Origin of the sequence: Actinomycetospora chlora, assembly GCF_039542135.1 — a bacterium.
In the GTDB taxonomy this organism is placed as follows: domain Bacteria; phylum Actinomycetota; class Actinomycetes; order Mycobacteriales; family Pseudonocardiaceae; genus Actinomycetospora; species Actinomycetospora chlora.
The window spans coordinates 35,456-61,032 of sequence record NZ_BAABHO010000024.1 but is presented as its reverse complement, the minus strand read 5'-3'; the positions used below and the strand labels follow the sequence as shown (position 1 = coordinate 61,032).

General features: G+C 75.0%; 26 protein-coding genes. 10 read left to right on the top strand and 16 right to left on the bottom strand.

Annotation, left to right across the window (positions count from 1 at the left end; translation table 11 throughout):
• Window positions 1-147: 147 nt before the first annotated feature.
• Complete coding sequence (locus tag ABD994_RS16180) at window positions 148-1,032, bottom strand: S1 family peptidase (protein ID WP_345416776.1); 885 nt, start codon at window positions 1,030-1,032, stop codon at window positions 148-150.
• A gap of 341 nt (window positions 1,033-1,373) precedes the next feature.
• On the opposite strand from ABD994_RS16180, the gene ABD994_RS16175 reads away from it, so the two are divergent.
• Window positions 1,374-2,753 (top strand): mycothione reductase, encoded by a 1,380-nt coding sequence (locus ABD994_RS16175; protein ID WP_345416773.1) that lies wholly within the window; start codon window positions 1,374-1,376, stop codon window positions 2,751-2,753.
• A 9-nt stretch (window positions 2,754-2,762) separates the two neighbouring features.
• On the opposite strand, the gene ABD994_RS16170 is transcribed toward ABD994_RS16175, so the two are convergent.
• The 3 genes from ABD994_RS16170 to ABD994_RS16160 form a co-directional block, all read right to left on the bottom strand.
• On the bottom strand, window positions 2,763-4,325 hold the full coding sequence (locus ABD994_RS16170) for an alpha/beta hydrolase (protein WP_345416770.1): 1,563 nt from the start codon (window positions 4,323-4,325) through the stop codon (window positions 2,763-2,765).
• An 83-nt stretch (window positions 4,326-4,408) separates the two neighbouring features.
• Window positions 4,409-5,272 (bottom strand): ABC transporter permease, encoded by an 864-nt coding sequence (locus ABD994_RS16165; RefSeq protein WP_345416767.1) that lies wholly within the window; start codon window positions 5,270-5,272, stop codon window positions 4,409-4,411.
• Window positions 5,272-6,264 carry an ABC transporter ATP-binding protein gene (locus ABD994_RS16160; protein ID WP_345416764.1) on the bottom strand — a complete coding sequence of 331 codons (993 nt, stop codon included), beginning with the start codon at window positions 6,262-6,264 and terminating at the stop codon, window positions 5,272-5,274. Before ABD994_RS16160 ends, ABD994_RS16165 begins: the two co-directional genes overlap by 1 nt.
• A 69-nt stretch (window positions 6,265-6,333) precedes the next feature.
• On the opposite strand from ABD994_RS16160, the gene ABD994_RS16155 reads away from it, so the two are divergent.
• Window positions 6,334-6,981, top strand: a complete 648-nt coding sequence (locus tag ABD994_RS16155; protein ID WP_345416761.1) for a TetR/AcrR family transcriptional regulator C-terminal domain-containing protein — start codon at window positions 6,334-6,336, stop codon at window positions 6,979-6,981.
• A 1-nt stretch (window position 6,982) separates the two neighbouring features.
• Here ABD994_RS16155 and ABD994_RS16150 read toward each other — a convergent pair whose 3' ends face one another.
• Window positions 6,983-7,255: a hypothetical protein gene (locus tag ABD994_RS16150; RefSeq protein ID WP_345416758.1), complete on the bottom strand. Its 273-nt coding sequence runs from the start codon at window positions 7,253-7,255 to the stop codon at window positions 6,983-6,985.
• An 84-nt stretch (window positions 7,256-7,339) separates the two neighbouring features.
• Window positions 7,340-8,503 (bottom strand): acyl-CoA dehydrogenase family protein, encoded by a 1,164-nt coding sequence (locus ABD994_RS16145; RefSeq protein ID WP_345416755.1) that lies wholly within the window; start codon window positions 8,501-8,503, stop codon window positions 7,340-7,342.
• A 66-nt stretch (window positions 8,504-8,569) separates the two neighbouring features.
• On the opposite strand from ABD994_RS16145, the gene ABD994_RS16140 reads away from it, so the two are divergent.
• A complete protein-coding gene (locus ABD994_RS16140) occupies window positions 8,570-9,235 on the top strand; it encodes a GntR family transcriptional regulator (protein ID WP_345416751.1) in 666 nt (221 codons plus the stop codon).
• 2 nt (window positions 9,236-9,237) lie between these two features.
• On the opposite strand, the gene ABD994_RS16135 is transcribed toward ABD994_RS16140, so the two are convergent.
• Window positions 9,238-9,891 (bottom strand): TetR/AcrR family transcriptional regulator, encoded by a 654-nt coding sequence (locus ABD994_RS16135; RefSeq protein ID WP_345416748.1) that lies wholly within the window; start codon window positions 9,889-9,891, stop codon window positions 9,238-9,240.
• A gap of 88 nt (window positions 9,892-9,979) precedes the next feature.
• Between ABD994_RS16135 and ABD994_RS16130 the strand changes: the two genes are divergently transcribed.
• Genes ABD994_RS16130 through ABD994_RS16115 form a run of 4 tightly spaced genes read left to right on the top strand, consistent with a single transcriptional unit; the run spans window position 9,980 to window position 14,712 of the window.
• Window positions 9,980-10,768, top strand: a complete 789-nt coding sequence (locus tag ABD994_RS16130; RefSeq protein ID WP_345416745.1) for an enoyl-CoA hydratase/isomerase family protein — start codon at window positions 9,980-9,982, stop codon at window positions 10,766-10,768.
• A gap of 23 nt (window positions 10,769-10,791) precedes the next feature.
• A complete protein-coding gene (locus ABD994_RS16125; protein ID WP_345416742.1) occupies window positions 10,792-12,042 on the top strand; it encodes a thiolase family protein in 1,251 nt (416 codons plus the stop codon).
• Window positions 12,039-13,151, top strand: a complete 1,113-nt coding sequence (locus ABD994_RS16120) for an NDMA-dependent alcohol dehydrogenase (protein WP_345416739.1) — start codon at window positions 12,039-12,041, stop codon at window positions 13,149-13,151. Before ABD994_RS16125 ends, ABD994_RS16120 begins: the two co-directional genes overlap by 4 nt.
• 22 nt (window positions 13,152-13,173) lie before the next feature.
• Window positions 13,174-14,712, top strand: coding sequence for a class I adenylate-forming enzyme family protein (locus tag ABD994_RS16115; RefSeq protein ID WP_345416736.1), 1,539 nt, complete (start codon window positions 13,174-13,176; stop codon window positions 14,710-14,712).
• Between the two features lies 1 nt (window position 14,713).
• Here ABD994_RS16115 and ABD994_RS16110 read toward each other — a convergent pair whose 3' ends face one another.
• Complete coding sequence (locus tag ABD994_RS16110; protein WP_345416733.1) at window positions 14,714-15,364, bottom strand: TetR/AcrR family transcriptional regulator; 651 nt, start codon at window positions 15,362-15,364, stop codon at window positions 14,714-14,716.
• A 104-nt stretch (window positions 15,365-15,468) separates the two neighbouring features.
• Here ABD994_RS16110 and ABD994_RS16105 point away from each other — a divergent pair, with 104 nt between their 5' ends.
• From ABD994_RS16105 to ABD994_RS16095, 3 genes are all read left to right on the top strand, one after another.
• Window positions 15,469-15,927, top strand: coding sequence for a nitroreductase/quinone reductase family protein (locus tag ABD994_RS16105; protein WP_345416730.1), 459 nt, complete (start codon window positions 15,469-15,471; stop codon window positions 15,925-15,927).
• Between the two features lie 226 nt (window positions 15,928-16,153).
• Entirely contained in the window at window positions 16,154-16,366 is a 213-nt protein-coding gene (locus tag ABD994_RS16100; protein ID WP_345416726.1) for a hypothetical protein, read from the top strand.
• Between the two features lie 76 nt (window positions 16,367-16,442).
• On the top strand, window positions 16,443-17,666 hold the full coding sequence (locus ABD994_RS16095) for a saccharopine dehydrogenase family protein (RefSeq protein WP_345416724.1): 1,224 nt from the start codon (window positions 16,443-16,445) through the stop codon (window positions 17,664-17,666).
• On the opposite strand, the gene ABD994_RS16090 is transcribed toward ABD994_RS16095, so the two are convergent.
• From ABD994_RS16090 to ABD994_RS16055, 8 genes are all read right to left on the bottom strand, one after another.
• Window positions 17,645-19,174 (bottom strand): cobyric acid synthase, encoded by a 1,530-nt coding sequence (locus ABD994_RS16090; protein WP_345416721.1) that lies wholly within the window; start codon window positions 19,172-19,174, stop codon window positions 17,645-17,647. The genes ABD994_RS16095 and ABD994_RS16090 overlap by 22 nt on opposite strands.
• Window positions 19,171-19,746, bottom strand: coding sequence for a pyridoxamine 5'-phosphate oxidase family protein (locus ABD994_RS16085; protein WP_345416718.1), 576 nt, complete (start codon window positions 19,744-19,746; stop codon window positions 19,171-19,173). Before ABD994_RS16085 ends, ABD994_RS16090 begins: the two co-directional genes overlap by 4 nt.
• A 42-nt stretch (window positions 19,747-19,788) precedes the next feature.
• Entirely contained in the window at window positions 19,789-20,286 is a 498-nt protein-coding gene (locus ABD994_RS16080) for a hypothetical protein (protein ID WP_345416715.1), read from the bottom strand.
• Window positions 20,287-20,309: 23 nt separating this feature from the next.
• Window positions 20,310-21,320, bottom strand: coding sequence for a dihydrofolate reductase family protein (locus ABD994_RS16075; RefSeq protein WP_345416712.1), 1,011 nt, complete (start codon window positions 21,318-21,320; stop codon window positions 20,310-20,312).
• Between the two features lie 79 nt (window positions 21,321-21,399).
• Window positions 21,400-22,257 (bottom strand): type I methionyl aminopeptidase, encoded by an 858-nt coding sequence (map, locus tag ABD994_RS16070; RefSeq protein ID WP_345416709.1) that lies wholly within the window; start codon window positions 22,255-22,257, stop codon window positions 21,400-21,402.
• Window positions 22,258-22,310: 53 nt separating this feature from the next.
• Window positions 22,311-22,679, bottom strand: coding sequence for a DUF3054 domain-containing protein (locus tag ABD994_RS16065; RefSeq protein ID WP_345416706.1), 369 nt, complete (start codon window positions 22,677-22,679; stop codon window positions 22,311-22,313).
• A complete protein-coding gene (locus ABD994_RS16060) occupies window positions 22,676-23,509 on the bottom strand; it encodes a GNAT family N-acetyltransferase (protein ID WP_345416703.1) in 834 nt (277 codons plus the stop codon). The genes ABD994_RS16065 and ABD994_RS16060 overlap by 4 nt, the downstream gene beginning before the upstream one ends.
• A 27-nt stretch (window positions 23,510-23,536) precedes the next feature.
• The gene (locus tag ABD994_RS16055) at window positions 23,537-25,555 is read right to left on the bottom strand and encodes a S9 family peptidase (protein ID WP_345416700.1); all 2,019 of its coding nucleotides are present in this window, start codon (window positions 25,553-25,555) and stop codon (window positions 23,537-23,539) included.
• Window positions 25,556-25,577 lie beyond the last annotated feature (22 nt).

Sequence of the window (25,577 nt, the reverse complement as noted above, 5' to 3'; positions counted from 1 at the left end):
ACCCACGACATCTGAGCGCTCGCTGAGATGACGTCCCCGGGGCGGGACCCGGACCGGGGGCGATGGTCCGGGTCCCGCACCCGATGTGCCGGACCGGTCTGCCCTCCGGTCCGCACGTCTGGTGCCCCCTCGGGCGAGCTGGGCGAGCTAGGCGAGCTGGGCCACGAGCGCGGCGCTGACCGCGGCGACGCGCACGTAGTAGCCGGGGCGCCCCGCGCGGGCGCAGCCGTCGCCGAAGGACGTGACCCCGATCAGCTTGCCGGCGGCGACGAGCGGGCCGCCGGAGTCGCCCTGGCAGGAGTCGACGCCGCCCGCGTCGAAGCCCGCGCACGTCAGGCGCTGCGGGTCGAAGGTGGTGTCGCCGGCCCGGCAGTAGTCGTCGCCGCGCAGGGGCACGGTGGCGGTGAGCAGGTAGCGCGAGGGCGGCGCGCTCTCGGACGTCGCGCCCCAGCCGTAGACCTGGGCCGCGCGACCGTCGGAGTAGAGGCCCTCGTCGCCGGGCCCGGCCAGCGGCAGCGGGGTGCGGGTGCTCGGGGTCGCGAGGGTGAGGACGGCCAGGTCGGTGCCCTCCCCGACGCCCTGGAACCCCGGGTCGACCCAGGCCCGGCTGACGGTCGACGTCTCGCCGGCCGTCGACTGCTTGTCGTCGCGGCCGGCGACGACGCGCACCTGCGCGGCGTCCGTGGTCGCCATGCAGTGCGCGGCGGTGAGGACCTTGGTCGGCGTGACGAGCGTGGCCCCGCAGAACTGGAACCCCCCGGCGTCGGTGAGGAACACCGCCCAGGGCGCCTCGTCGGTGGTCGCCCGCGCGCCGCCCACGACGCGGGTGCCGGCGTCGACGACGAGGCCGCCCGAGCCCGTGCCGGAGCCGGACCCCGAGCCGTCGCCCGGCGTGCCCTCGGCGGCGGCCGCCGCCGAGGCGCCGGCCGCCGCGACGAGGACGAGCAGCAGGCACACCCCGGCGAGCACGAGGAGCCGTCGCAGCCCGGGGAGCACGGGCCTGCCGACCCCGTCGTGCGCGCCGTCCGTCATGCGTCCCACCCCTCCTGCTCGGCCGTTCGGCGAGACGCCTCAGAGCCGTTCGGCTCAGCGGTCATCCGCCGTCGGCCGCAGACGACAGCAGCCCGCGGAGGGCGCGACAAGGCGCTGCGGGGCAGGTTCGCTCCGCCGAGCGACGACGAACGGTCGATTTTCGTCGGTAAACGACACCGTCGAGTGGAGGGAGTGGCGACGAACGGTCAGCTGTGCACGACGAGCGGAGACCGCAGTGACCGCTCGTCGCGGACCCCGCCCACCCACACCGGGTGGTGCCCTCGGCCACCGTCGGGTGCCGCGGGGCCACACCCCGATCGATCGCGCACTACCGTGGAGCCGTGCCCCACCACGACCTCGTCATCATCGGCACCGGCTCCGGCAACTCCATCCCGGACGACCGCTTCGCCGGCCTGGACGTGGCGATCATCGAGCACGGGGTCTACGGCGGGACGTGCCTCAACGTGGGCTGCATCCCGACGAAGATGTACGTCTACGCCGCGGACGTCGCCGAGACGATCCGCCGGTCGGGCACCTACGGCGTCGACGCGTCGATCGACAAGATCCGCTGGGCGGACATCCGCGACCGCGTCTTCGGCCGCATCGACCCGATCTCGCGCGGCGGGCAGCGCTACCGCCAGTTCGAGCAGCCGAACACCACGGTCTACCTCGGGCACGCCCGCTTCACCGGCGAGCGCGCGCTCGCGGTGGCGCCCACCGACGGCGGCGAGCCCGTGGAGGTCACCGGCGACCGCGTCGTCGTCGCCGCGGGCGCCCGCCCGGCCGTGCCGGAGATGATCGCCGACAGCGGGGTCCCCTTCCACACCTCCGACGACGTCATGCGTATCGACGACGTCCCCCGCCGGCTCACGATCGTCGGCGGCGGCTACATCGCCGCGGAGTTCGCGCACGTGTTCTCGGCGCTGGGCTCCGAGGTCACCATCGCGACCCGCGGCCCGGCGCTGCTGCGCGACCAGGACGAGGAGATCTCGGCCCGGTTCACCGAGCTCGCCGCGCACCGCTGGAACGTCCTGCTCGACGCCGCCCCGAGCGCCCCGCCCGAACGGCGCGCCGACGGCACGATCCTGCTGCACTGCCCGCACGGCACGATCGAGTCCGACGCCCTGCTCGTCGCCGCCGGCCGCATCCCCAACGGCGACCGGCTCGATGCCGCCGCCGGCGGCCTCGCGACGCACCCCGACGGGCGGATCGTGGTCGACGAGCAGCAGCGCACGTCGGTGCCGGGCGTGTGGGCGCTGGGCGACGTGAGCTCCGAGCACCAGCTCAAGCACGTGGCCAACCACGAGGCGGCCGTCGTGCGCCACAACCTCCTGCACCCCGAGGCGCCGCGCTGCACGAACAACGCCCACGTGCCCTCGGCGGTGTTCACCGACCCGCAGGTCGCCCGCATCGGCCTGCGGGAGCAGGACTGCCGCGAGCGCGGCATCCCCTACGTCACCAAGGTCCAGCGCTACGGCGACGTCGCCTTCGGCTGGGCGATGGAGGACACCACCGGCGTCGTCAAGCTCGTCGCGAGCCCGGACGGCACCCTGCTCGGCGCCCACCTCATGGGCCCCGAGGCGTCGTCGCTGATCCAGCCCCTGATCCAGGCCATCACGTTCGGGCTGGACGCCCGCACCATGGCCGAGAAGCAGTACTGGATCCACCCGGCGCTGCCCGAGGTCATCGAGAACGCCCTGCTGGGCCTCCCGCTCGACTGAGCCGCGGGCTCAGGGGAAGAGGGGGCCGTCCGGCTGGCAGACGGTGCCCGGCGGCGGCGTCACGAGGTCGACGAGGTAGCGCACGCGCGCGGCGTCGACGCACGCGCTGGGGTCCTGGTAGGTCGGGTGGCCGTACCCCTCCGAGGTGAGGAGGACCGCGTTGCCCAGCAGGCGCTCGGCCGCCTGGGCATTGCGGTAGCCGGTCGCCGGATCGTGCCGGTTGTTGACGAGCAGGATCGGCGTCGTGGTCCGGGCGTTCCACGGCCCGGAGTACCGGTCGGTGGGCCGGCCCGGCCAGCCGGAGGCGCACGGAGCCCACAGCCACCAGCCGAGGACCGGCCCCCACAGGGTGCTGCTGCGGGTGAGGTCGGGGAGCACCGTGGGCCAGTCGGTGGACGGCCGGGTGGCGGGTCCGTCGAGACAGGAGATCGCCGAGGACGTGGTGGCGGAACGGTCGGCCGCGGGCGTCGCCATCTGCCGGGCCGCGCTCTCCAGGCCGGAGGCGTCCCCGTCCGCGGCGGCGTCGAGGTCGGCCGCGAACTGCGGGTACTGCTCCGGGACCCGCAGAGGGTTGAAGGTCGAGGTCAGCAGCTCGCCGTACGTCAGCTCGCCCGGCGGGTCCGCGTGGGGCGCCGGGATCGGCGCCCGCCGTGCGGCGTCGAACAGGCGCGCGACGCGCTGGTCGACCGGCTCGGGATGGCGCGCCAGCGCGCAGCGGCCGGGGCCCGCGGTCTGGCAGGCGGCGCGGAACGCCGCGAACACCTCGTCGGTGTGGGCCACGCTGGCCGCCGTCCGGGCCTCGGCACCGGCAGTGTCGTCGACGGCGTCGATCAGCCCGTCGAGCAACATCGCCCGCACCTTGTCCGGGAACAGGTTGGCGTAGGTCTGCCCGATCAGCGTCCCGTAGGACAGGCCGACGTAGGTCAGCCGCTCGTCCCCGACGGCGACGCGCAGCGCCTCGAGGTCGCGGGCGGTGTCCGCGGTGGAGATGTGGTCGAGCAGCTCCCCGCTCACGGCGCCGCACCGTTGCGCGAGATCGACCGTCCGCTGCTGGTAGGCCGCCGACTCCGGCCCGGGCGTCGGCACGGTCACGCCGTTCCAGAAGGCCGCCTCGGCGGAGGGGTCGGTGAAGCACTCCACCGGCGAGCTCGCGTTCGTGCCACGGGGGTCCCAGCCCACGACGTCGAACCGGCCGCCACCCCATTGGTCGAAGTCGGATCCGCCGCCCTCGACCAGCTCGACGCCGCTCTGCCCCGGCCCGCCCGGGTTGACCAGCATCGACCCGATCCGCTCCTGCGGTCGGCTCGCGAGGTGCCGGATGACGGCCAGGTCGATCTGGCGGCCGCCGGGCGCGCTCCGGTCCAGCGGCACCGGCACCGTGGCGCACTGCAGGGCCGGGTCCTGGTCGTGCGGGGGTGCGCAGGGTCCCCACGCGACGCCGGGCGCCGCACCCGCCGGCGCCGCGCCCGCCGTCGGTGTCGTCGAGGCGCAGGCCGTCGCCAGCAGGATCGCGCACGTCACAGCGATCGTTCGCGGCACCGCGCGCCGCCCGAGGACACCACGCTCAGCCATCGCCAACCACCCCATCGAGTGACAGAGAGGCCGACGTTAACCCAACATCGCTACTCTGCGCGACCCTCGCTGCGGCGTGGCGCTCACTCCGTCCGCCGGAACCGCCACACCGCGAGCGCCAGCAGCAGCACGCTGAACGCCACGGTGATGAGGATCTGCACGCCCACCGGCACGGTCCAGCCGCCCCAGGTGATGCCCGGGTCGAAGCGCGCGCGGGTCGCGGCGTCGACGTCGAGGTGGTCGAACACCAGCGAGCGCAGCGGCTCGACGGCGTAGGTCATGGGGTTGATGTGCGTGAGCACCGCGAGCCACGTCGGCAGGCCCGAGAGCGGGAACAGCGCGCCGGACAGGAACATCAGCGGCGTGATCACGAGCTGCACCAGTGGCATCGCCGACTGCACCTGGCGCACGCGGGCGGCGAGCAGCAGGCCGAGAGCGGTGATCATGAAACCCATGAGGAAGATCAGCCCGATCATCCCGAGCAGCATCAGCGGGTCGTAGGGCACGCCGACGAGCCCGGCGAGCGCGAGCAGCACCAGGCACTGCAGCGTCGCCACCGAGGCGCCCCCGAGGGCCTTGCCGACGAGGATCGACGCCGTCGACACCGGCGCGACGAGCATCTCGCGCAGGAACCCGAACTCGCGGTCCCACACGATGGAGATACCGGCGAACGCCGCGGTGAACAGCACCGAGATGGCCATGACGCCCGGGAACAGGAACGTCGTGAAGCCGACCGAGCCGCCCGCGCTCGTGGTCAGCAGCGAGCCCAGGCCCGTGCCCAGGACGAACAGGAACAGCAGCGGCTGGGCCAGCGACGACAGGATGCGCGAGCGGTCCTTGACGAAGCGGATCATCTCGCGCTGCCAGACGACGGCGGCCGCGCGCCACTCGGTGGCGAGGCTGCTCTCGGGGATGTGCAGCGCGTCGGGGGTGATCGTGGTCGTCATCAGCGCCTCATCCGCATCGCCATGGGGTGCATGCTCGGGCCCGCCTCGGCGTCCCGGATGGTCGTGCCCGTGTGGGCGAGGAAGACGTCGTCGAGGCTCGGCCGGGTGACGGTCACCGAGCGGATGGTCACCGCGTGGCCGCCGAGCCGGTCGAAGAGCCGCGGCACGAACCCGGCGCCGTCGGGCACCGCGATCGTCACCGCGCCCTCGCGCACGGCGCCCTCGATGCCGAACTCGCTGCGCAGGGCGCGCAGCGCGGCCTCGTCGTCGTCGGTGGTGACGGTGACGCGGTCCGCCCCGACCTGGGCCTTGAGCGCGTCCGGGGTGTCGAGGGCGACGATCCGCCCCTCGTTCATGATCGCGATCCGGTCGCAGTGCTCGGCCTCGTCCATGTAGTGGGTGGTGACGAAGACCGTGATCTCCTCGGAGCGGTGCAGCTCGGCGACGTACTCCCAGATCGACCCGCGCGTCTGGGGGTCGAGCCCGATGGTCGGTTCGTCGAGGAACAGCACCTGCGGCGAGTGCAGCAGGCCGCGCGCGATCTCGAGGCGCCGGCGCATGCCGCCGGAGTACGTGCGCACCTCGTCGGCCCGGCGCTCCCACAGCCCGACCATCCGCAGGACCTCCTCGCGGCGGGCGGCCGCGCGCCGGCGGTCCACGCCGTAGAGCTCCTGGTGGAAGCGCAGGTTCTGCTCGCCGGACATGGGGCCGTCGAGCGTCGGGTCCTGGAAGACGAGCCCGATCCGTCGGCGCACGGCCGCGCGGTCGCGCACGACGTCGAGCCCGACGACCTCGGCCTCGCCCGCCGTCGGCTCGACGAGGGTGCAGAGGATGTTGATCGTCGTGGACTTGCCCGCCCCGTTGGGGCCGAGGAAACCGAACGTCTCGCCGCGGGCCACCTCGAGGTCGATGCCGCGGACCGCCTCGACCGCGCCGTACCGCTTGACGAGCCCGCGGACCGACACGGCCGCGGACCCGGTGCTGGTGTCCATCGCGCCCCCCTCCCTAACAATGTTAGAGACGCTACTCTGACAGCGTTAGAGACGGCAAGGGAGGTGCACGTGGCCCTCACCCGCGACGACGTCGTGGACGCCGCGGTGGATCTCCTGGCCGAGGTCGGCCTCGAGGGCCTGACCCTGCGTCGCCTGGCGCGCGACCTGGGCGTCAGCGCCCCGACGCTGTACTGGCACGTGGCCGACAAGCGCGCTCTGCTCGACCACGTCGCCGAGCGCCTGCTCGCCGACCAGTGGCGCGTCAGCCCGCCGGCCCCGGACCAGGACTGGGCGGACTGGCTGCGTGACCGCGCGGTGCGCCAGTACCGCGCGCTCGTCGCCCACCGCGACGCCGCCCGCATCGTCGCGGGCAACCGGCCGACGTCCGCGTCGCTGCCCGCCGTCGAGCAGGTGCTCGGGACGCTGGTCGACGCCGGCTTCTCCCCCGCCGACGCGTTCTCGTCGGTGCAGGCCGTGGGCAACCTCGTCATCGGCTCGGCGATCGAGTACCACGCGGAGCGCGAGCGCCCGTCGGACGGACCCGTCGGCCCCGACGGGCACGCCCCGGCGCCCGACGCGCGCGCCTACCCCCACCTCGCGGCCCTGGCGCCGGTGCTCGCCGAGCACACGGCGGCGCACGACCACGAGGCGCTGTTCCGCCACGGGCTCGACCTGATGATCACCGGCCTGCGGGCCCGGCTGGCGACCCCGGCCTGACTCACTCCCGCTCGCGGTGCTCCGTCCCCGGGATCGAGGGGTCGTCGCGGCGCGCCTGCTCGGCGTCGGCCTCCCGCTCGTGCGCCCGTTCGCGCTCCTCGGTCGCGGGCAGGGAGTCGTCCCCGTCGTGCGCGTGCCGTCCGCGACGCTCGGTGCTCGCGATCGAGGTCGCGCTGTCGGCGTCGGCCGCCTCCTCCGCCGCCCGCTCCCGGGCGACCGTCTCGGGCAGCGAGGGCGGATCCCCCTGTTCGCCGGGGCGCTCGTGCTCGGCCATCTCGCGATCCCCTCTCGACGACGTCGGCGTCGACACGCTCGCGCCACCGCCGCACCGCGTCAAGGGACCGGACGGCCCCACCGCTCACGGCAGCGCGCCCCGGCTCACCAGCTGCCGCGCGATCACCCCGGACTGGATCTCGTTGGTGCCCTCGCCGACGATCATCAGCGGCGCGTCGCGGAAGTAGCGCTCGACGTCGAATTCCGTCGAGTAGCCGTAGCCGCCGTGCACGCGGATGGCGTCGAGCGCGATGCCCATCGCGGTCTCCGAGCAGAAGAGCTTGGCCATGCCGGCCTCGAGGTCGCTGCGCTCCCCCGACTCGTAGCGGCGCGCCGCGTGCAGCAGCAGCTGGCGGGCGGCGGTGAGGCGGGTGCCCATGCCGGCCAGCAGGTCGCCCACCGACTGGTGCTGCCAGATCGGCCGCCCGAAGCTGTGGCGCTCCTGGGCGTAGCGCAGGGCGTCGTCGAAGGCCGCGCGCCCGACGCCGGTGGCCCGCGCCGCCACCTGGATGCGGCCGATCTCGAGGCCGCGCATCATCTGGGCGAAGCCGCGGCCCTCGACGCCGCCCAGCAGCGCGTCGGCCGGCACCCGCGCGTCCTCGAAGGTCAGCTCGCAGCTCTCGACGCCCTTGTAGCCGAGCTTGGGCAGGTCGCGGGTGACGGTGAAGCCGGGGGTGTCCCGCTCGACGAGCAGGATCGAGATGCCCCGGTGGGCGGGCTCGGCGTGCCGGTCGGTCTTGCACAGCAGGGCGACGAGGCCGGCGCGGCGGGCGTTCGTGATCCAGGTCTTGGCGCCGTCGACGACGTACCGGTCGCCGTCGCGGCGGGCGTGGGTGCGCATCGCCTGCAGGTCGGACCCGCCGTCGGGCTCGGTGAGCGCCATGGTCGCCCGCAGCTCGCCGGTGGCCATCCCGGGCAGGTAACGGTCGCGCTGCTCGGGCGTGCCGAAGGCGAGCAGGAGCTTGGCGACGACCGTGTGCCCGCCCATCGCGCCGGCGAGGCTCATCCAGCCGCGTGCCAGCTCCTCGGTGATCATCGCGTAGCAGGGCGTCGACACCCGGGCCTCGCCCCAGGGCTCGGGGATCGCCAGGCCGAAGACGCCGAGCTCCTTCATCTGGTCGATGAGCTCGCCGGGGTAGACGTCGCCGTGCTCGAGGTCGCGCACCACCGGGCGCACCTCCTTGTCGACGAACCGGCGGACCAGCTCGACGATGTCCTGCTCGTCGGGGTCGAGGTCGTGGTCGGTCACGGTGGGCTCCCCGTGGTCGGCTGAGGCGGACAGCCGCGAGGATTCTATGGAAAGTAGGCTGTGTCCATGCCCGACGGTCGCCAACTGAGCGAGAGTGTCGCGTCCCACGTCCGGGAGGCGATCATGGTCGGTGACCTGCCCGGCCACGGCTACCTGCGCACCGAGCACCTCGCCGCGGAGCTCGGGGTGAGCGCGACGCCGGTGCGCGAGGCGCTGATGATCCTGCAGGGCGAGGGGGCGATCCGGTGGGAGCCCCGGCGGGGCTACCGCGTCCTGCCGCTCACCCCGGGCGACGTCGAGGACCTGTTCGGCGTGCAGGCCTACGTGGCCGGCGAGCTCGCCGCCCGCGCGGCCGCGCTGCTGGACCAGGACGCCGTCGCGGGCCTGCGCGCGGCGCAGGAGCAGCTGGTGGACGCCGCGGCGCGGGGCGAGGCCGAGCGGGTCGAGCGGCTGAACCACGAGGTCCACCGGACGATCAACCGGGCGGGCGGCACCGGCCGCCTCACCGCGCTGCTGCGCCAGACCGTGAGCTACGTGCCGCGCCACTACTACGCCCGCGTGCAGGGCTGGGAGCGCGCCTCGGTGCACGACCACGACGACGTCCTCGACGCCCTGGCCGCCGGCGACCGCGAGTCGGCCCGCGCGGCCATGGCCCGCCACGTCCGGCACATCGGCGTCCTGCTCGACGCCCACCTCCGCGAGCGCGGCGCCTATCGTCGCGGATCTCTATAGAGTCAGCGGACCTCGAGCCCGGACAGCACGAGCTCGCAGAACTCCCGGCCGATCTCCTCGGCGGTGAGCCGGCCGTCGGGCCGGAACCACCGGTACGCCGAGTTGACCATGCCGAAGATCGCGTACGTGGCGATCTTCGGGTCGAGGTCCGCCCGGACCGCCCCGGCCGCCCGGGCCTCGGTGATCCAGGCCAGGACGGCCTGCTCGTGGCGCGCCCGCTCCGCGACGATCGTGCGCTGCCGCTCCGGCGAGAGGGAGCGCCACTCGGTGTAGAAGAGGCTCGACCGCGTGAGGTTCGTGGCCGTGTGCGCGGTCTCGGTGGTGATCAGCTCGCGCAGCTTCTCCAGCGGGGGCGCGTCCGAGGCCTCGATGCGGTCGAAGTAGGTCCGGGTGTCGCGGTGGTACTGCTCCACGATCTCGTAGAGCAGGTCCTCCTTGCTGGAGATGTAGTAGTAGACGCTGCCCTTGAGCAGGCCGAGCTCGGCGCCGATCTCCGTCGTGGTCGTCGCCTCGTAGCCGCGCTCGAAGAACATCCGCGCCGCCGTGTCGAGCACCTGCTCCCGGCGCGCGGCCCGGCGGTCGGGACGGCCGGGCGAGCGCCGGCGGGCGGGCGGGCGCGGGGCGTCGGGCTCGCCCGCTGACTCCGCTGACGTCACGGCACCTCCTCGACGGGGACGGGCGCCGAGCCTACGAGACGGGTCACTCCCTAGTTTTTCCACCCAGCGTTTGGTAGAAGTTTTCTCCATGACCGACGACTCCCCCGTCCTGCTCGACCGCGGTCCCGGCCCCGTGGTCACGCTGACGCTCGACCGGCCCGCCCGGCTCAACGCGCTCGGCCCGGAGACGGTCGCGGCGCTGGACGCCGCGCTCGACGACCTCGGCGACGCCCGCGTCCTGGTGCTCACCGGACGCGGGCGCGCCTTCTCGGCCGGTGGCGACCTCGAGGCCGTCGCGGCCATGGCGCGCGAGCGCGGGCTCGACGACGGCGCGGGCACCGCGGCGTTCCACGCGGCGATCTCGGCGCTGCTGCGGCGTCTCGAGCTGCTGCCGATCCCCGTGGTCGCCGCCGTCAACGGCATCGCGGTGGCCGGCGGGCTCGAGCTCGCGTGCGCGTGCGACGTCGTCCTCGCGACGGCGTCGGCCGTGTTCGGCGACGGTCACGCGAACTACGGGCTGCTCCCGGCCGGCGGGGGCTCGGTGCGCCTTCCGCGCCGCGTCGGCGCGAGCCGGGCCAAGTACCTGATGTTCACCGGCGAGACCGTGCCGGCGGCGACGATGCGCGACTGGGGTCTCGTCGCCGAGGTCGTCCCGGACGACGAGCTGCCCGCGGCCGCCGAGCGCCTCGCCGCGCGGCTGGCGTCGCGCAGCGCCGACGGGCTGCGGCGGATGAAGGAGCTCGTCGACCGCGGGCTCGAGACCGGCGTCGACGAGGCCCTGGCCCACGAGCAGGCGGTGGCCGCCGAGCACGTCGGCGCGCCCGACTACCGCGAGGGCCTCGCCGCGTTCCGCGAGAAGCGCGCGCCCCGCTTCTGACCACCCCCCGAGAGGAGACGACCGTGACCGCACACATCGCCGGGGTGTCCATGACGCCCTTCCGCCGCCGCCCCGAGGCGACGGTCAAGGCGCTGACCGCCGAGGCCGTCGAGGACGCGCTCAAGGACGCCGGCCTCACGATCGACGACGTCGACGCCGTCGTGTTCACGACCACCATGCAGGGCGCCCTCGAGGGCCAGCACGCCGTCGCCGGGCAGATCGCGATGCGGTCGCTGGGCTTCCAGCGCGGCCCGGTACTCAACGTCGAGAACGCCTGCGCGAGCGGCGACACCGCCCTGCTGCTCGCCGACCAGCGCGTCCGCGCCGGCGACGCCGACGTCGTGCTGGCGGTCGGCGTGGAGCGGATGACCGTCGACAAGGCCGGCGCGCTCGCCTGGTTCCACGGCGCCTGGGACGTCCACGAGGCCGACGCGACCACCGCGGGCCTGCTCGCCCTCGGTGCCGACGTCCTGACCCCCGAGGGCGTCGAGGAGCCCGCCCCTGAGGCCAAGAGCCTGTTCATGGACGTCTACGCGTCCCTGAGCAAGTTCCACATGCAGCGCTACGGGCTCACCGCCCGGCAGCTGGCGGCCGTCGCCGCCAAGGACCACCGGCACAGCGTCGCCAACACCCGGGCGCAGTACCGCCGGCCCTTCACCACCGACGAGGTGCTCGGGGCCCCCACGATCTCCTGGCCGATCACGCTGCCGATGTGCGCGCCGATGACCGACGGGGCGGCGGCCGCGGTCGTGTGCAGCGAGGCGACCCGGCGGCGGCTCGCGGACCCGGGTCGCGCGGTGCGGATCGCGGCCGTCGAGCTGGCCAGCGGGTCGGACCGGGCGCCCGAGGACCTCGACCACCACCTCTCGGTGCTCGCCTCTGGTCGCGCCTACGAGCGTGCCGGTCTCGGGCCCGAGGACGTCGACGTCGCCGAGGTCCACGACGCCACGAGCTTCGGCGAGGTCCTCCAGACCGAGAACCTGGGGCTGGTGCCCCGCGGCGAGGGCGGCGCGGCCGCGGAGCGCGGCGAGACCACCCTCGGCGGGCGGATCCCGGTGAACCCGTCGGGCGGCCTGGTCTCGAAGGGCCACCCCATCGCCGCGACCGGCCTGGCCAAGACCCACGAGCTCGTCACCCAGCTGCGCGGGGAGGCCGGCGAGCGCCAGGTCGAGGGCGCGCGGGTGTCGATCAGCCAGGGCGGCGGCGGCTTCTACGGCATCGAGGACGCCTCGACGTGCGTCACGATCCTCGAGGCAGCAGTGACGCCTCGATGAGGACCACCGCCGCCGTCCTGCACGAGGTCGGGAAGCCCCTCGAGATCGAGGAGGTCGAGCTCGACGGGCCCGGCGAGGGCGAGGTGCTGATCCGCTTCACCCACGCCGGGCTGTGCCACTCCGACCTGCACGTCGTCCAGGGCGACATCGCCGGCCGCCTGCCGATGGTGCTCGGGCACGAGGGGGCGGGCGTGGTCGAGGACGTCGGGCCGGGCGTCACCCGCGTCGCGCCCGGCGACCACGTCGTCTGCTCGTTCGTGCCGAGCTGCGGGGCCTGCCACTGGTGCGCCACCGGGCAGCAGGCCATCTGCGACTGGGGAGCGGGCACGATGCGCGGCCCCCTGCCCGGCGACCACTGGGTGCTGCACGGCGCGCGCGGGCGCTACGGCGCGATGTGCATGCTCGGGACGTTCGCCGGGCACGGCGTCGTGCACCAGTACTCCTGCGTGCGCGTCGACCCCGACCTCCCGGGGGCCAGCGCCGCGCTCGTGGGCTGCGGGGTGCCGACCGGCTGGGGCGCGGCGGTCAACGCCGCCGACGTCCGCCCGGGCGACACCGTGGTCGTCTACGGCACCGGGGGCATCGGCGTCCACGCCGTGCAGGGCGCGCGGTTCGCCGGGGCCCGGCACGTGATCGCCGTCGACCCGGTGGCCCTCAAGCGCGACACCGCGCTGCGCCTCGGCGCCACCCACGCGGTGGGGGACGCCGGGGAGGCCGAGCGCCTCGCCCACGAGCTGACGCGCGGCGTCGGCGCCACCGCCGCCGTCGTGACGGTGGGGACGATGCAGGCCGAGGTCGTCGCGCAGGCGTTCGCGGCCGTCGGCAAGGCCGGCACGGTCGTCCTCGTCGCCATGGCGGGCTTCACCGACACCACCGTCGCCCTGCCGGGCACCGTCGCGACGCTCTGGAAGAAGACGATCAAGGGCAGCCTCTTCGGCGACTGCAACCCGACCACGGACATCCCGCGCCTGCTCGACCTCTACCGCGAGGGCCGCCTGCACCTCGACGAGGTCATCACCGCCACCTACGCCCTGGACGACGTCAACGCGGGCTACGAGGACCTGGTGGCCGGCCGGATCGTCCGCGGCGTCATCGCCCACCAGCACTGACCAGCCAGAACAGGAGACACCCGTGGACGTCCCGAGCCTCATGCGCCAGTCCGCGCGGTTCCACGCCGACCGCGTCGCCCTCGTGACCCGCGACCGCACGCTGACCTTCGCGCAGGCGTGGGACCGCGGCGTGCGCGTCGCCAACGGCCTGCGCGCCCTCGGCGTGCGCCCGGGCGACCGGGTGGCCGCGGTCGAGGACAACACCCTCGGCGCCGCCGACTTCTTCGTCGGCGCGGCCATCGCCGGCGCGGTGCGCGTGCCGCTCTACCCGCGCAACTCGCGCCGCTCGCACCAGGTGATGATCGACCAGACGGGCGTGGTGGCCGTCGTGGCGGAGGCCGCGTACGCCGACGCCGTCAAGGGGCTCGAGGACGAGTGCCCCGCGCTGCGCCACGTCGTCGTGCGCGACGAGACCTACGAGAGCTGGCTCGCCGACCAGGACCCCGTCGATCCCGAGGTCGCCGTCGGGCCCGACGACTGGTACATCATCCGCCACTCGTCGGGCACCACCGGCCGCCCCAAGGGCGTCGGCTACACCCAGCACGACTGGCTCGTGAACTGCCGGAACTGGTACTACCGGCTGCCCAACCTGGGCTGGGACGCCGTGGTCGGGCACGCCGCGCCGATCTCGCACGCCGCGGGCTACCTCTTCCTGCCCGCCTGGCTCGCCGGCGCGACCAACCTGCTCTACGGCCCGTTCGACGTGCCCACGGTGCTGGAGATGACCGAGCAGCACCGCGTGACGCACACTTTCGCCGCGCCCTCGATGCTCGCCGGTCTCGCGGCCGACCCGACCGCCGCGGGGCGCGACTGGTCGGCGCTGCGCTGCATCCTCGTCGGCGGCGCGCCGATCACCGACGCGACGGTGCACGCCGGCCGGCGGGTGTTCGGCGACGTCCTGCACCAGGTGTTCGGGCAGACCGAGGCCACGCCGTTGACGATCCTCACCCCCGAGGAGTGGTTCGCCGACGTCCCGGGCTCGACGCCGATGCGCTCCGCCGGGCGGGTCCTGCCGTTCTGCCGCCTCGAGATCCGCGGACCGGACGGCGAGGTGCTGCCCGCCGGGGCCGAGGGCGAGATCTGGACGCAGGTCGAGTCCCAGATGCACGGTTACTGGGGCGACCCGGAGCGCACGGCCGAGCGCCTGGTGGACGGCTGGGTGCGCACCGGCGACATCGGCCGCCTCGACGCCAACGGTTACCTCTACGTGCTCGACCGCGTCGACGACATGATCGTCTCGGGCGGGTTCAACATCTGGCCCGCCGAGCTCGAGACGATCATCGCCGACCACCCCGAGGTGCGGGCGGTGGCCGTGTTCGGCGTTCCGCACGCCAGGTGGGGCGAGAGCCCGATGGCCGTGTGCGTCACGGCGCCGGGGGCCGCGGTCACCGAGCAGGAGGTGATCGACCTCGTCGCCACCCGGCTGGGCAGCTACCAGAAGCCGACCGCGGTCCGGCTCACCACCGAGCCGCTGCCGGTGTCGGTCACGGGCAAGGTGCAGCGCAAGGTGCTGCGCGACCCGTACTGGGAGGGGCGTGACAGCCGCGTCGGCGGGGCCTGAGCTATCGGGGCAGTCCGACCGACGTGGCCGCCGCGTCGGCGACCGCGTCGAGGAACGCCGACCGGTCGGTGATCACCTGCTCGTACTGCCCGAACAGCTCGAAGGAGACCGTGCCGTAGAGCTGGGTCCAGGCCGCGACGGCGGGGACGACCAGCGGCCGCGGCACCTCGGGCAGGACGTCGTCGACCACGACGGCGGGCCACGCCCCCGCCCCGGCGCCGTCGGCGTGCTCGGCGATGATCGCGCCGAGCACGGTCCCGACCCGGCCCGCGGCCGGGATCGTCTCGGCGGGGGCCGCGTAGCCGGGCACCGGCGTGCCGTAGATCAGGCCGTACTCGGCCGGGTGCTCGTGGGCCCACGCCCGGACCGCGCGCCAGACCGCGACCCACTGCGCGCGGGGGGCGTCGGCGGGGTCGCGGGCGTCCTCGGCGCGCTCCCCCAGCGCGTCGTAGGCCTCGACGATCAGGCGGGTGAGCAGCTCGTCGCGGCTGGCCACGTAGCGGTAGACCGCGGACGACACCATCCCGACCTCGCGCGCCACCGAGCGCAGCGACAGGGCCGCCGCGCCGTGCTGGGCGAGCTGGCGGCGCGCCTCGTCGAGGATGGCGCGGGTGGTCTCGGCGCGGACCCGCGCCCGGGTCCCGGGGGGCATGGTGACCATCCTGCCACGAGAACGAGAGCAGTGCTCTTGACAAGCTCGTCCGACGAGAGAACAGTGCTCTTTATCGAGAGCAGCGCTCTCACGAGGAGGACCCCATGAGCACCCACTACCAGGCCCCCGGCCGCCTGACCCGCCGCCTGATGAACCCGCTGGTGGCCGGCCTGACCCGCCTCGGCCTGCCCCTCGCGGGGTCGGCCGTGCTCGGCGTCCGCGGCCGCAGCAGCGGCGAGGTCCGCACCACGCCGGTCAACCCGCTGACCCTCGACGGCCGCCGCTACCTCGTCGCCGCCCGCGGCCACACCCAGTGGGTGCGCAACCTGCGCGTCGCCGGCGAGGCCTCGCTGACCGTCGGGCGGCGGACGCAGACGGTGCGGGCCACCGAGCTCGGTGACGCCGAGAAGGTGCCGGTGCTGCGCGCGTACCTGGAGGCGTGGGCGTGGGAGGTCGGCGCGTTCTTCGACGGCGTCGGCGCCGACGCGTCCGACGAGGAGATTGCGGCCATCGCCGACCGTCACCCCGTCTTCGCGATCACCCCCGACCGCGCGGACGGCTGATCACGGCCGGGCGGTAAAGTCCTCATGACCCGGCCCGGGGCGGCTGCCCCGGACGTCGCTCCTGGGACGAACGAAGGGCAGCCCGCTCCTCGCCGCGATCCGCGCCGGTGCTCCCGCCGCCCGCACGTCCCGCCCCCGGGTCGCGCGACCGGCCGTCCTCCGGAGGACCCGTGTCCGACACGTCAGCGAGCAGGCAGCCCGAGCGCCACGGCCCGGAGCAGGGCCGATGAAGGCCGGGCCCCGGACCGAGCCGACGCCGAACCGCGTGAGCGACGCCCGCGACACGGCGCAGCTCGCGCACCGGCAGGACCAGCACACCGCCGCGCGCGTCGTGGCCGCCCGTGCGACCGGCGTCGACGACTGCGTCGAGCTGCTCGGGATGCTCGGCCTCGCGCAGACCGTCGGGCTCCCGGTGATCGACCCGCCGCTCCGCCGCTGAGCGCGCGGTACCGGCGGGTAACCCGAGCGGGTCGTCCGGCCCTGCCGGGGTCCGGTCCCCTCGCTATCGTCGCGCCATGTCCGGTGATCGCGAGCACGAGCTGGTCCTGTTCGGCGCGACGAGCTTCGTCGGGGAGCTGACGGCGGCCTACCTCGCCCGCCACGCCCCGGCCGGCACGCGGATCGCGCTCGGCGGCCGCAGCCGGCAGCGCCTCGAGGCCGTGCGCGACCGGCTGCCGGCCCCGGGCAGCGACTGGCCGCTGGTCGTCGCCGACACCGGCGACGCGGACGCGCTGGCCGCGATGGCCGCGTCCACCGACGTCGTCGTCACCACCGTCGGGCCCTACGCGAAGTACGGGCTCCCGGTGGTCGAGGCGTGCGCCGCCGCCGGGACCCACTACGCCGACCTCACCGGCGAGGTCCAGTTCCACCGCGAGGCCATCGACCGCTGCGACGAGACCGCGCGCGCGACCGGTGCCCGCCTCGTGCACTCGTGCGGGTACGACTCCATCCCCTCCGACCTCGCGGTCCTGCTGCTGCACAGCCGCGTGCAGGCCGACGGCGAGGGCGAGCTCGCCGACGTCACGGCCGTCGCGCGCGTCCGGGGCGGCGTGTCGGGCGGCACGATCGACTCGATGCGCGGCCTGGCCGACGGCGCCCGGGCCGACCGCAAGATCTTCACGCTGATGCGCGATCCCTACGGGCTGAGCCCCGACCGCGACGCCGAGCCGGACACCCGCCAGCCCAGCGACAACCCCGCCCCGCACCGCGTCGACGGCCGCTGGGTCGCGCCGTTCGTCATGGCCTCGTACAACACCCGCATCGTCCGGCGCTCCAACGCCATCGCCGGCTACGCCTACGGCAAGGGGCTGCGCTACGGCGAGGTCATGGGCGTCGGCAGCGGGCCCGTCGGCGCCGTGGCCGCGGGCGCCGTCACGGCCGGGCTCGGCGGGATGCTCGCCGGGCTCTCGACGCCCGGCGTGCGCCAGCTGCTCGACCGCGTGCTGCCCAAGCCCGGTGAGGGCCCCAGCGAGAAGACCCGCGAGAACGGCTGGTTCCGCCACGACGTCGACGCGACGACCTCGACGGGCGCCCGCTACACGGCGCGCGTGTCCGGCTCGGGCGACCCGGGCTACGCGGCCACGGCCGTGATGCTGGGCGAGGCGGGCCTGTGCCTCGCGCTCGACGGCGACCGCCTCCCCGCCCGCACCGGCTCGCTGACCCCGGCGACGGCCATGGGCCCGGCGCTCATCGAGCGCCTGCGCACGGCCGGGCACGTCTACGACGTCGCCCGCGCCTGAACCGTCGGGAGGCCGGCCGGGGCGCCGTCGGTGATCAGCCGCTCGAGCGCGTCGGTGTCGAGGTGCCGCTCGACGAGGTCGCCGAGCAGGTCGAGCTGGGCCGCACGGACGGCGGCGTAGACCGTGTCGGGTGCCGGGGTGACGTCCCGCCCGGCCGCGGCCGCGACGCGCGCGAGCAACCGCCGGCGCAGGGCGTCGTTCTCGAGCAGCCCGTGGGCGTGCGTGCCCAGCACGTGGCCGGCGTCGACACCCTCGGGGGTGCCGTCGGCGAGCGTCACCAGCGGGTCGGCACCGCCGCCGCGGATCTCCCGCCCGTGGTGGATCTCGTAGAACGTCACGGGCTCGCCCAGGGCGGTACCCGCCGGCGTCCCGAGGTGCTTGGCGACGTCGAACGTCACCTCGACGTCGAGCAGCCCGAGGCCCTCGACGGTCCCGGGCGCGGCCTCGACGCCGTGCGGGTCGTGGATGCGCCGGCCGAGCATCTGGTAGCCGCCGCACACGCCGAGCACGGGACGTCCCGCGGCGGCGTGCGCCGTCACCGCGTCGGCGAGCCCGGTGGACCGGAGCCAGGCGAGGTCGGCGACCGTCGTCTTCGACCCGGGCAGCACGACGAGGTCGGCGTCGGCGAGGCGCGACGGCTCGGTGACCCAGCGGACCGCAACGCCGGGCTCGCAGCTCAGGGCGTCGACGTCGGTGCCGTTGGAGACCCGCGGCAGCCGCACCACCGCGACGCGGAGCCAGTCGCGGCCCACCGGCGGGGCGGGCCGTCCGACGACGCCGTCGGCGACGTGGCCGAGGGAGTCCTCGGCGTCGAGCCACAGCTCCGGGCTCCAGGGCAGGACGCCGAGCGTGGGGCGCCCGGTCAGCGCGCGGAGCTGGTCGAGGCCGGGGGCGAGCAGGGCCGGGTCGCCGCGGAACTTGTTGACCACCCAGCCCGCGACCAGCGCCTGGTCGGCGGGCTCGAGCACCGCGAGCGTGCCGAACAGGTGCGCGAGCACCCCGCCGCGGTCGATGTCACCGACGACGACCACGGGCAGGTCCGCGGCCCGGGCGAGGCCCATGTTGGCGATGTCGGTGGCCCGCAGGTTGATCTCCGCCGGGGAGCCCGCGCCCTCGCAGACGACGACGTCGTGGTCGCGGCGCAGGTCGGCGAGGGTCTCGGTGACCACCTCGAGCAGGGCGGCCTTGCGCTCGCGGTAGCTCGCGGCCGACACCGTCCCGTCGACGACGCCGCGCACGACCACCTGCGAGCTGCGGTCGCTGCCCGGCTTGAGCAGCACCGGGTTGAAGCGCACCGAGGGCGCCAGCCCGCACGCCGCCGCCTGCAGGGCCTGGGCGCGGCCGATCTCGCCGCCGTCGGCGCAGACGACGCTGTTGTTCGACATGTTCTGCGCCTTGAACGGGGCCACGTCGACCCCGCGGCGGTGCAGCCAGCGGCAGATGCCGGCGACGAGCACGCTCTTGCCGGCGTCCGAGGTCGTGCCGGCGACGAGGAGGCTGCCTCTCACCAGTCGGGGAGCCCGGCGAGCCCCGGCAGGCCGTCGAGCGAGTGCTGGTTCTTCTCGGCGCGGTAGCCGCGCAGCCACTCCGGGCTGCGGCGCTCGGCCCACGAGTCGAGCAGCTCGCGGTCGCTCTCCAGCGTCATGCGCGGGACGGCGTAGCCGCAGGCGTCGGCGACGCGGGTGACGTCGACGGTGATGACGCCGCGCGCCTCGGTGCGCCGCGACGCCAGCCCCATCGCGAACGGCTCCAGCGCGGCGTCGAACCCCGGCTCCCCGTGGGTCACGACGCGGCCCCGCCCGTGCAGGCGCACGACGTTGGGGGTGCCGTCGAACGAGCAGAACATGACGCAGATGCGGCCGTTCTCGCGCAGGTGGGCGGTGGTCTCGATGCCGCTCGCGGTCATGTCGACGTAGGCGAAGGTGTGGTCGTCCAGCACGGCGAAGGTGCCGCGCAAGCCCTTGGGCGAGACGTTGACCAGCCCGTCGCCGTCCAGCGGCGCCGTGCCGACGAAGAACACCGGCTGCCGCTCGATCCAGCGGGCCAGCCGGGGCTCGATGCGCTCGTAGACCTTGGCCACGCCCGCGAATCTCGCACGCCCGGGCCGGGGCGCGCACGTGATTCAGGCGACGCCGAGCTCGAGGTCGACGAGCACCCCGCGATCACGGGTGCGGACGTCGAGGGCGGTGTCGCCGTCGGCGGGGCGCCCGTCGTCGACGACCTTGGGGATCGCGGACAGGTCCCGGGCGGTGAGGGCGACGACCCGCTCGTCGCGCACGACCTCGGTGAGCAGCCGCAGGCGGTGGATGCGCCCGGTGGTCGGGTGGCCGTCGAGGGGGTCGACGACGAGGTCGCCGCGCAGCCGCACCGGGCCCTCGACGTGCCGCGGCGCGTCCCACACCGCGCGGAAGCCGTCGCCGACGAGGTCGGTGGGCCGACCGGGACCATGCGGTACCGCGCGGGCGTCGACGACGTCGGACCATCCGGCCGGGCGCGCCACATCGCTCGTGTCGTGCTCCACGAAGCGCAGCCGCCACGTGCGGATCTGGCGGATCGACGCCAGCGGGCAGGCGCGGGCCAGGATCACCGCGGCGGGCAGCAGGATCGGCAGCGAGCGCACCGGACCACGATGACCGAGGGCGATCAGCGGTGCTGGTTGGGGCGCCGCGCCAGCTCGGCGTAGTCGGGGCACTCGACGACCTCCACGCCGGCGGCCTCCAGCCGCGCCGCCCCCGACGGCGTCCCGACGAACAGCGGCGGCTCCCGCCACGCCATGACGACCCGGCCGATGCGGGCGTCGAGGATGTGCTGGGTGCACGTCACCGGCCGCGACGCACGCTGGCCGCAGGGCTCGAGCGACGTGTACATCGTGGCGCCGGGCAGGCGCGGGTCGTCGCGGTCGAGGTCGCGCAGGGCGACCTCCTCGGCGTGGTCGAGGACGTCGTCGCGGCGGCTGTGGCCGGTGGCGAGCACCGTGCCGTCGGCGGCCACGACCACGCAGCCGACCGAGAACGCCGACCGCGACGGCGGGCAGCGCTCGGCGAGCGAGCACGCCTCGGCGAGCCAGCGCGCGTCGGCGTCGCCGAAGCGGTAGCGCAGCAGCACGTCGGGGCCGACGGGGCGTGTCTCGACGAGGTGAGCGGTCGCGGGGGCTCCGGTGAACCGGGGGCCGTCGCCGACCAGGCGGGGGGCCACCGCGAGCTGGAGCTCGTCGACGAGGCCCGCGGCGAGGAACTCGCGGTGCACCGCGGCGCCGCCCTCGACCATGAGCCGCAGCACGCCGTGGCCGGCCAGCTCGCCGAGCACCTCCTCGGGTGCCCCGCCGAGGACGAGCGTGTCGGCGAGGTCGCGGCCGACCGTGAGCACCCGGGCGGCGGGGTCGAGCGCGCGCGAGGACAGCACCACCCGCAGCGGCGACGGCCCGAGCCCCTTGGCGACCCGCTCGGCCCGGCGGTCCGCGTCGCGCACGAGCAGGCGCGGGTCGTCGGCGCGCACCGTGCCGGCGCCGACGAGGATCGCGTCGACCCCGGCCCGCTCGGCGTCGACGCGGTCGAGGTCGGCCGGGCCCGAGAGCACGAGCCGCCGCGGGGAGGCGTCGTCGAGGAAGCCGTCGACCGACACCGCCGCCGAGGCGAGCACGTGCGGGCGCTTCATCGGCGTGTCGTCGGCGCGAGCATGTGGCGATCCTGGCCTGTGATGCCAGCAACGCCCCGTTGCTCGCGACCGGCGGGTCTCACGGCAGCGTCAGGATCTCGCTGCCGGTGTCGGTGACGAGGAGCGTGTGCTCGAACTGGGCGGTGTGCGACTTGTCCTTCGTCGTCACCGTCCAGCCGTCGTCCCAGCCGTCCCAGTCGATGCCGCCGCGGGTGATCATCGGCTCGATCGTGAACGTCATCCCGGGCTCGATGACCTCGTGGCGCGACGGGTCGTCGTAGTGCACGACCACGAGCCCGGAGTGGAACGTCGTGCCGATGCCGTGGCCGGTGAAGTCGCGGACCACGCCGTAGCCGAAGCGGTTCGCGTAGGACTCGATCACCCGGCCCACGACGTTGAGCTCGCGGCCCGGCTTGACGGCCCGGATCGCGCGCATCGTCGCCTCGTGGGTGCGCTCGACGAGCAGGCGGTCCTCCTCGTCGACGTCGCCCGCGAGGAAGGTGGCGTTGGTGTCGCCGTGCACGCCGTCGATGAACGCGGTGACGTCGATGTTCACGATGTCGCCGTCCTCGATCACCGTCGAGTCCGGGATGCCGTGGCAGATGACCTCGTTCAGCGACGTGCAGCAGGACTTGGGGAAGCCGCGGTAGCCCAGCGTCGACGGGTAGGCGCCGTGGTCGACGAGGAACTCGTGCACCACGCGGTCGATCTCGTCGGTGGTCACGCCGGGGGCGACGGCCTCGCCACCGGCCTGCAGCGCCTGCGCGGCGATGCGGCTCGCGACGCGCATCGCCTCGATGACCTCGGGCGTCTGCACCCACGGCTCCCGGCCCTCGTTCGCCACGGGCCGGCCGACGTACTCGGGACGGGGGATCTGGGGTGGGACCGGGCGCAGCGGCGTCTGCTGACCCGGTCGCAGCGGAGCGCGGACCGGCATGGGTCCCAGGGTAGGCGTCGGGACACGATCACGTCCGGGACCGGGCGCGGAGGTCAGGAGCGGCGGCGACCCACGAGACGGACGATCGCCCGCCAGCCCAGCACCAGGACACCGAGCGACACGGTGGCGACGATCGCGAACGACAGCGGCAGCCGGCCGGTGACCGCCGCCCGCAGCGGCAGGCCGACGAGCACCGCACCGCCCCACACGAACAGCCCGGCCCGCCAGGCGAGCGGGTCGCGCCACGTCCGGCCGGCCAGCGTGCCGACCGCGGCGCCGGCGACGAACGGGGCCGCCGTGAGCAGCGTGCCGGCGAGATCCTCGGCGTGGCTCGCACGGCCCAGCGCCGCGAACGCGAGGACGGCCACGGCGTCGACGGCGATCCAGGCCGCCCGCCGGCGCGTGGGGGCGAGCGTCGTCAAAACAACACCGTGGCGAACGACCCGACCTGCTCGAACCCGATGCGCTCGTAGGCGCGGCGGGCCGGGGTGTTGAACGCGTTGACGTAGAGGCTCGCGACGCGCCGGGCCCGCACGAGGTGGGCGACGACGGCGGCGGTGCCCGCCTGGCCGAGGCCGCGGCCACGCCACTCGGGGTGCACCCACACGCCCTGGATCTGGCCGACCCGCGCGGACAGCGCCCCGATCTCCGCCTTGAACACGACCTCGCCCTGCTCGAAGCGCACGAACGCCCGCCCGGCGCCGATGAGCTCCGCGACCCGCGCGCGGTAACCGGCGCCGCCGTCGCCGAGGCGCGGGTCGACCCCGACCTCCTCGAGGAACATCGCGATCGCGGCCGGCAGGTAGCGCTCGAGCTCGTCGGGCCGGGTCTGGCGGACGACCGGGTCGGGCGTCACCGACGGGTCGACCGCGGTGGCCATCAACGGCTGGTCGGGACGGACCTCCCGGGCCGCGTCCCAGTACTCCGCGAGCTCGTCCCACAGCGGCAGCACGAGCTCCCGGCGGCCGACGAGCGACGAGCACGACCGGCGCTGCCGGCGCGCCCGCTCCGCGAAGTGGCGCACCTCGGCGCGCTCGCCCCGCAGGGGCACGAGGTTGGCGCCGGAGAAGCACAGCCCGTCGAGACGACTGCCGACGCCCCAGAGCTCGCCGCCGAGACGCCAGGGCTCGACCCCGACCGTCTCGACCCGCGAGGCGACCATGCAGGTGGCGACGGGGTCGGCGTCGAGGGCGCTCCGCACCTTCGACCGGTCCCGGTCGTCGAGCAGCCGCGCACCGGCGGTACGGAGCACCCTCCTAGCGTGCCACGTCGTCGGGGCTCAGACGAGCGCGGGCCGCTCGTACGCGTGGCCGAGCACGTGGTGGTCCAGGAAGGCCCACACGGTCCGGTACCAGAGCTTCGCGTCGCCGGGCTTGAGCACCCAGTGGTTCTCGTCCGGGAAGTACAGGAACTGGCTGTCCACGCCGCTGCGCTGCAGGTCGTACCAGAGCCGCAGGCCCTCGGAGATCGGGACGCGGTAGTCCTTGTCGCCGTGGATCACGAGCATCGGCGTGCGGATCGCGTGCACGTGACGGTGCGGCGAGTGGGCGTCGTAGCGCTCCCGCTCGGTCAGCGGGTCGCCCCACTCGCGGCGCCAGTGGAACGACGCGTCGGTGGTGCCGACGAAACCGTCGAGGTGCCAGATGCTGGCGTGGGTGACGATCGCGGCGAAGCGGTCGGTGTGCCCGGCGACCCAGTTCGCCATGTAGCCGCCGAACGACCCGCCCATCGCCGCGGTGCGCGTCGCGTCGACGTCGGCGCGCGCCTCGGTCGCGTCGGTGATCGCCAGGAGGTCGGTGTAGGGCAGCTCGCCCCAGGCGCCGGTGGCCGGGTCGAGGAACTCCTGGCCGTAGCCGGTGGACAGCCGCGGGTCGGGCAGCAGGACCGCCCAGCCCCGCGCGGCCATGAGCCACGGGTTCCAGCGCCACGACCACGCGTTCCAGCTGCCGAGCGGGCCGCCGTGGATCCACAGCACGAGCGGGGCCGGTGAGCTCGCCGAGGCCCCGCCGGGCAGGACCAGCCACGCCCGCAGCGCGGTGCCGTCGGCTGCCGTCGCGTGGACCTCGGTCAGCGAGCCGGGCAGTGGGTCGAGGACCGTGACGCCGCGCAGCGCGGCGGGCTCCTGGTCGGCGGTGTCGGGGTCGAGGCGCACCGGCGTCGGCGGCGCGTCCACCGCGGAGCGCAGCGCGTAGAGGGCCGATCCGTCGGCGGCCGCGACGACGTCGGTGTAAGCGCCGCTGCGGGTCAGGCGGGTGACGGTGCCGTCGGCGATCGAGACGCGCAGCACGGGCCCGTGCCCGTCCTCGTCGACGACGACGTACGCGACGTCGCCGCCGGGCGCGCCCGTGACGCCGCGGACCTGCCAGGAGCCCTCGGGCAGAACGTCGCGCTCGGCGCCGTTCTCTGCGGGCGCGTCCGCCAGCGACCGCGCCCGCAGGGTGTGCGCCATCCCGCGACCCGGGCGGGGGTGGCGCTCGCGCACCCAGAGCAGCCAGCGCCCGTCCGGTGTGAACACCGGGGCCTCGTGGTCGGCACCGGGCTCGTCGCCGACGACGGTGACACCGTCGGGGCCGTGGAGCTCGAGCCGGCGCCGCCAGGACGCCGGGTCCGCCGGGTCGGGGACGTCGACGACGACGGCGACCGTGCGGCCGTCCGGGCTGATGGCGCTGCCGCCGAGGCGTTGCCCCGTGCCCGGCGCGACGTGCTCGGGCTCGCCGTAGCGGGCGTCGGGGTCGGCGGGGTCGGGCGGCGCGCAGCGTTGCAGGTGCGCGCGGCCTGGGCCGAGGTCGTGGTCCCAGAAGCGCACCGGGAACTCGGTGTGCAGCCGCGCCGACACGCCTGCCTTCTCGCGCGCCTCACGCTGCTCCTCGGCGTCACCGGCCACCGGCTTGGGGGTGACGAGGGCGAGCGTCCCGGCGTCGCGGGCGACGGCGAACCCGCTGACGCCACCCGGGCGCTCGGCGACCGGGCGCGCCTCGCCGCCGGCCGCCGACAGCACCCAGAGCGCGGCGCGGTCCTCCGTCGGCTTCTCGGCGGTGGTGTCGGGACGCCGCGACGTGAACAGCAGGTCGCCCGCCGGCGTGAACGCGGCCGACGACTCCCCCGCCGACGACCGCGTCAGGCGCCGCGGCGCCCGCTCGCCGCCGGGGTCGATCTCCCACAGCGAGGTGCCGTAGGACTTCCCGTCGGCGGAGAGCTCCGAGACGGTGGTGACGAGGCGCGTGCCGTCCGGGGACAGCGCGAGCCCGGCGCAGCGGCGGGTGGCGACGAAGGCGTCGAGGTCGTCGAACGTGCTCACCGCGTCATCCGACCACGAGCGC

What these genes read in the sequence shown, in the direction of transcription:
- ABD994_RS16170 (WP_345416770.1), bottom strand. Translation starts at nt 4,325, where the DNA reads ATGGCTGAGCGTGGTGTCCTCGGGCGGCGCGCGGTGCCGCGAACGATC.
- ABD994_RS16120 (WP_345416739.1), top strand. Translation starts at nt 12,039, where the DNA reads ATGAGGACCACCGCCGCCGTCCTGCACGAGGTCGGGAAGCCCCTCGAG.
- ABD994_RS16095 (WP_345416724.1), top strand. Translation starts at nt 16,443, where the DNA reads ATGTCCGGTGATCGCGAGCACGAGCTGGTCCTGTTCGGCGCGACGAGC.
- ABD994_RS16105 (WP_345416730.1), top strand. Translation starts at nt 15,469, where the DNA reads ATGAGCACCCACTACCAGGCCCCCGGCCGCCTGACCCGCCGCCTGATG.
- ABD994_RS16165 (WP_345416767.1), bottom strand. Translation starts at nt 5,272, where the DNA reads ATGACGACCACGATCACCCCCGACGCGCTGCACATCCCCGAGAGCAGC.
- ABD994_RS16130 (WP_345416745.1), top strand. Translation starts at nt 9,980, where the DNA reads ATGACCGACGACTCCCCCGTCCTGCTCGACCGCGGTCCCGGCCCCGTG.
- ABD994_RS16150 (WP_345416758.1), bottom strand. Translation starts at nt 7,255, where the DNA reads ATGGCCGAGCACGAGCGCCCCGGCGAACAGGGGGATCCGCCCTCGCTG.
- ABD994_RS16180 (WP_345416776.1), bottom strand. Translation starts at nt 1,032, where the DNA reads ATGACGGACGGCGCGCACGACGGGGTCGGCAGGCCCGTGCTCCCCGGG.
- map (WP_345416709.1), bottom strand. Translation starts at nt 22,257, where the DNA reads ATGCCGGTCCGCGCTCCGCTGCGACCGGGTCAGCAGACGCCGCTGCGC.
- ABD994_RS16160 (WP_345416764.1), bottom strand. Translation starts at nt 6,264, where the DNA reads ATGGACACCAGCACCGGGTCCGCGGCCGTGTCGGTCCGCGGGCTCGTC.
- ABD994_RS16075 (WP_345416712.1), bottom strand. Translation starts at nt 21,320, where the DNA reads ATGAAGCGCCCGCACGTGCTCGCCTCGGCGGCGGTGTCGGTCGACGGC.
- ABD994_RS16140 (WP_345416751.1), top strand. Translation starts at nt 8,570, where the DNA reads ATGCCCGACGGTCGCCAACTGAGCGAGAGTGTCGCGTCCCACGTCCGG.
- ABD994_RS16100 (WP_345416726.1), top strand. Translation starts at nt 16,154, where the DNA reads ATGAAGGCCGGGCCCCGGACCGAGCCGACGCCGAACCGCGTGAGCGAC.
- ABD994_RS16110 (WP_345416733.1), bottom strand. Translation starts at nt 15,364, where the DNA reads ATGCCCCCCGGGACCCGGGCGCGGGTCCGCGCCGAGACCACCCGCGCC.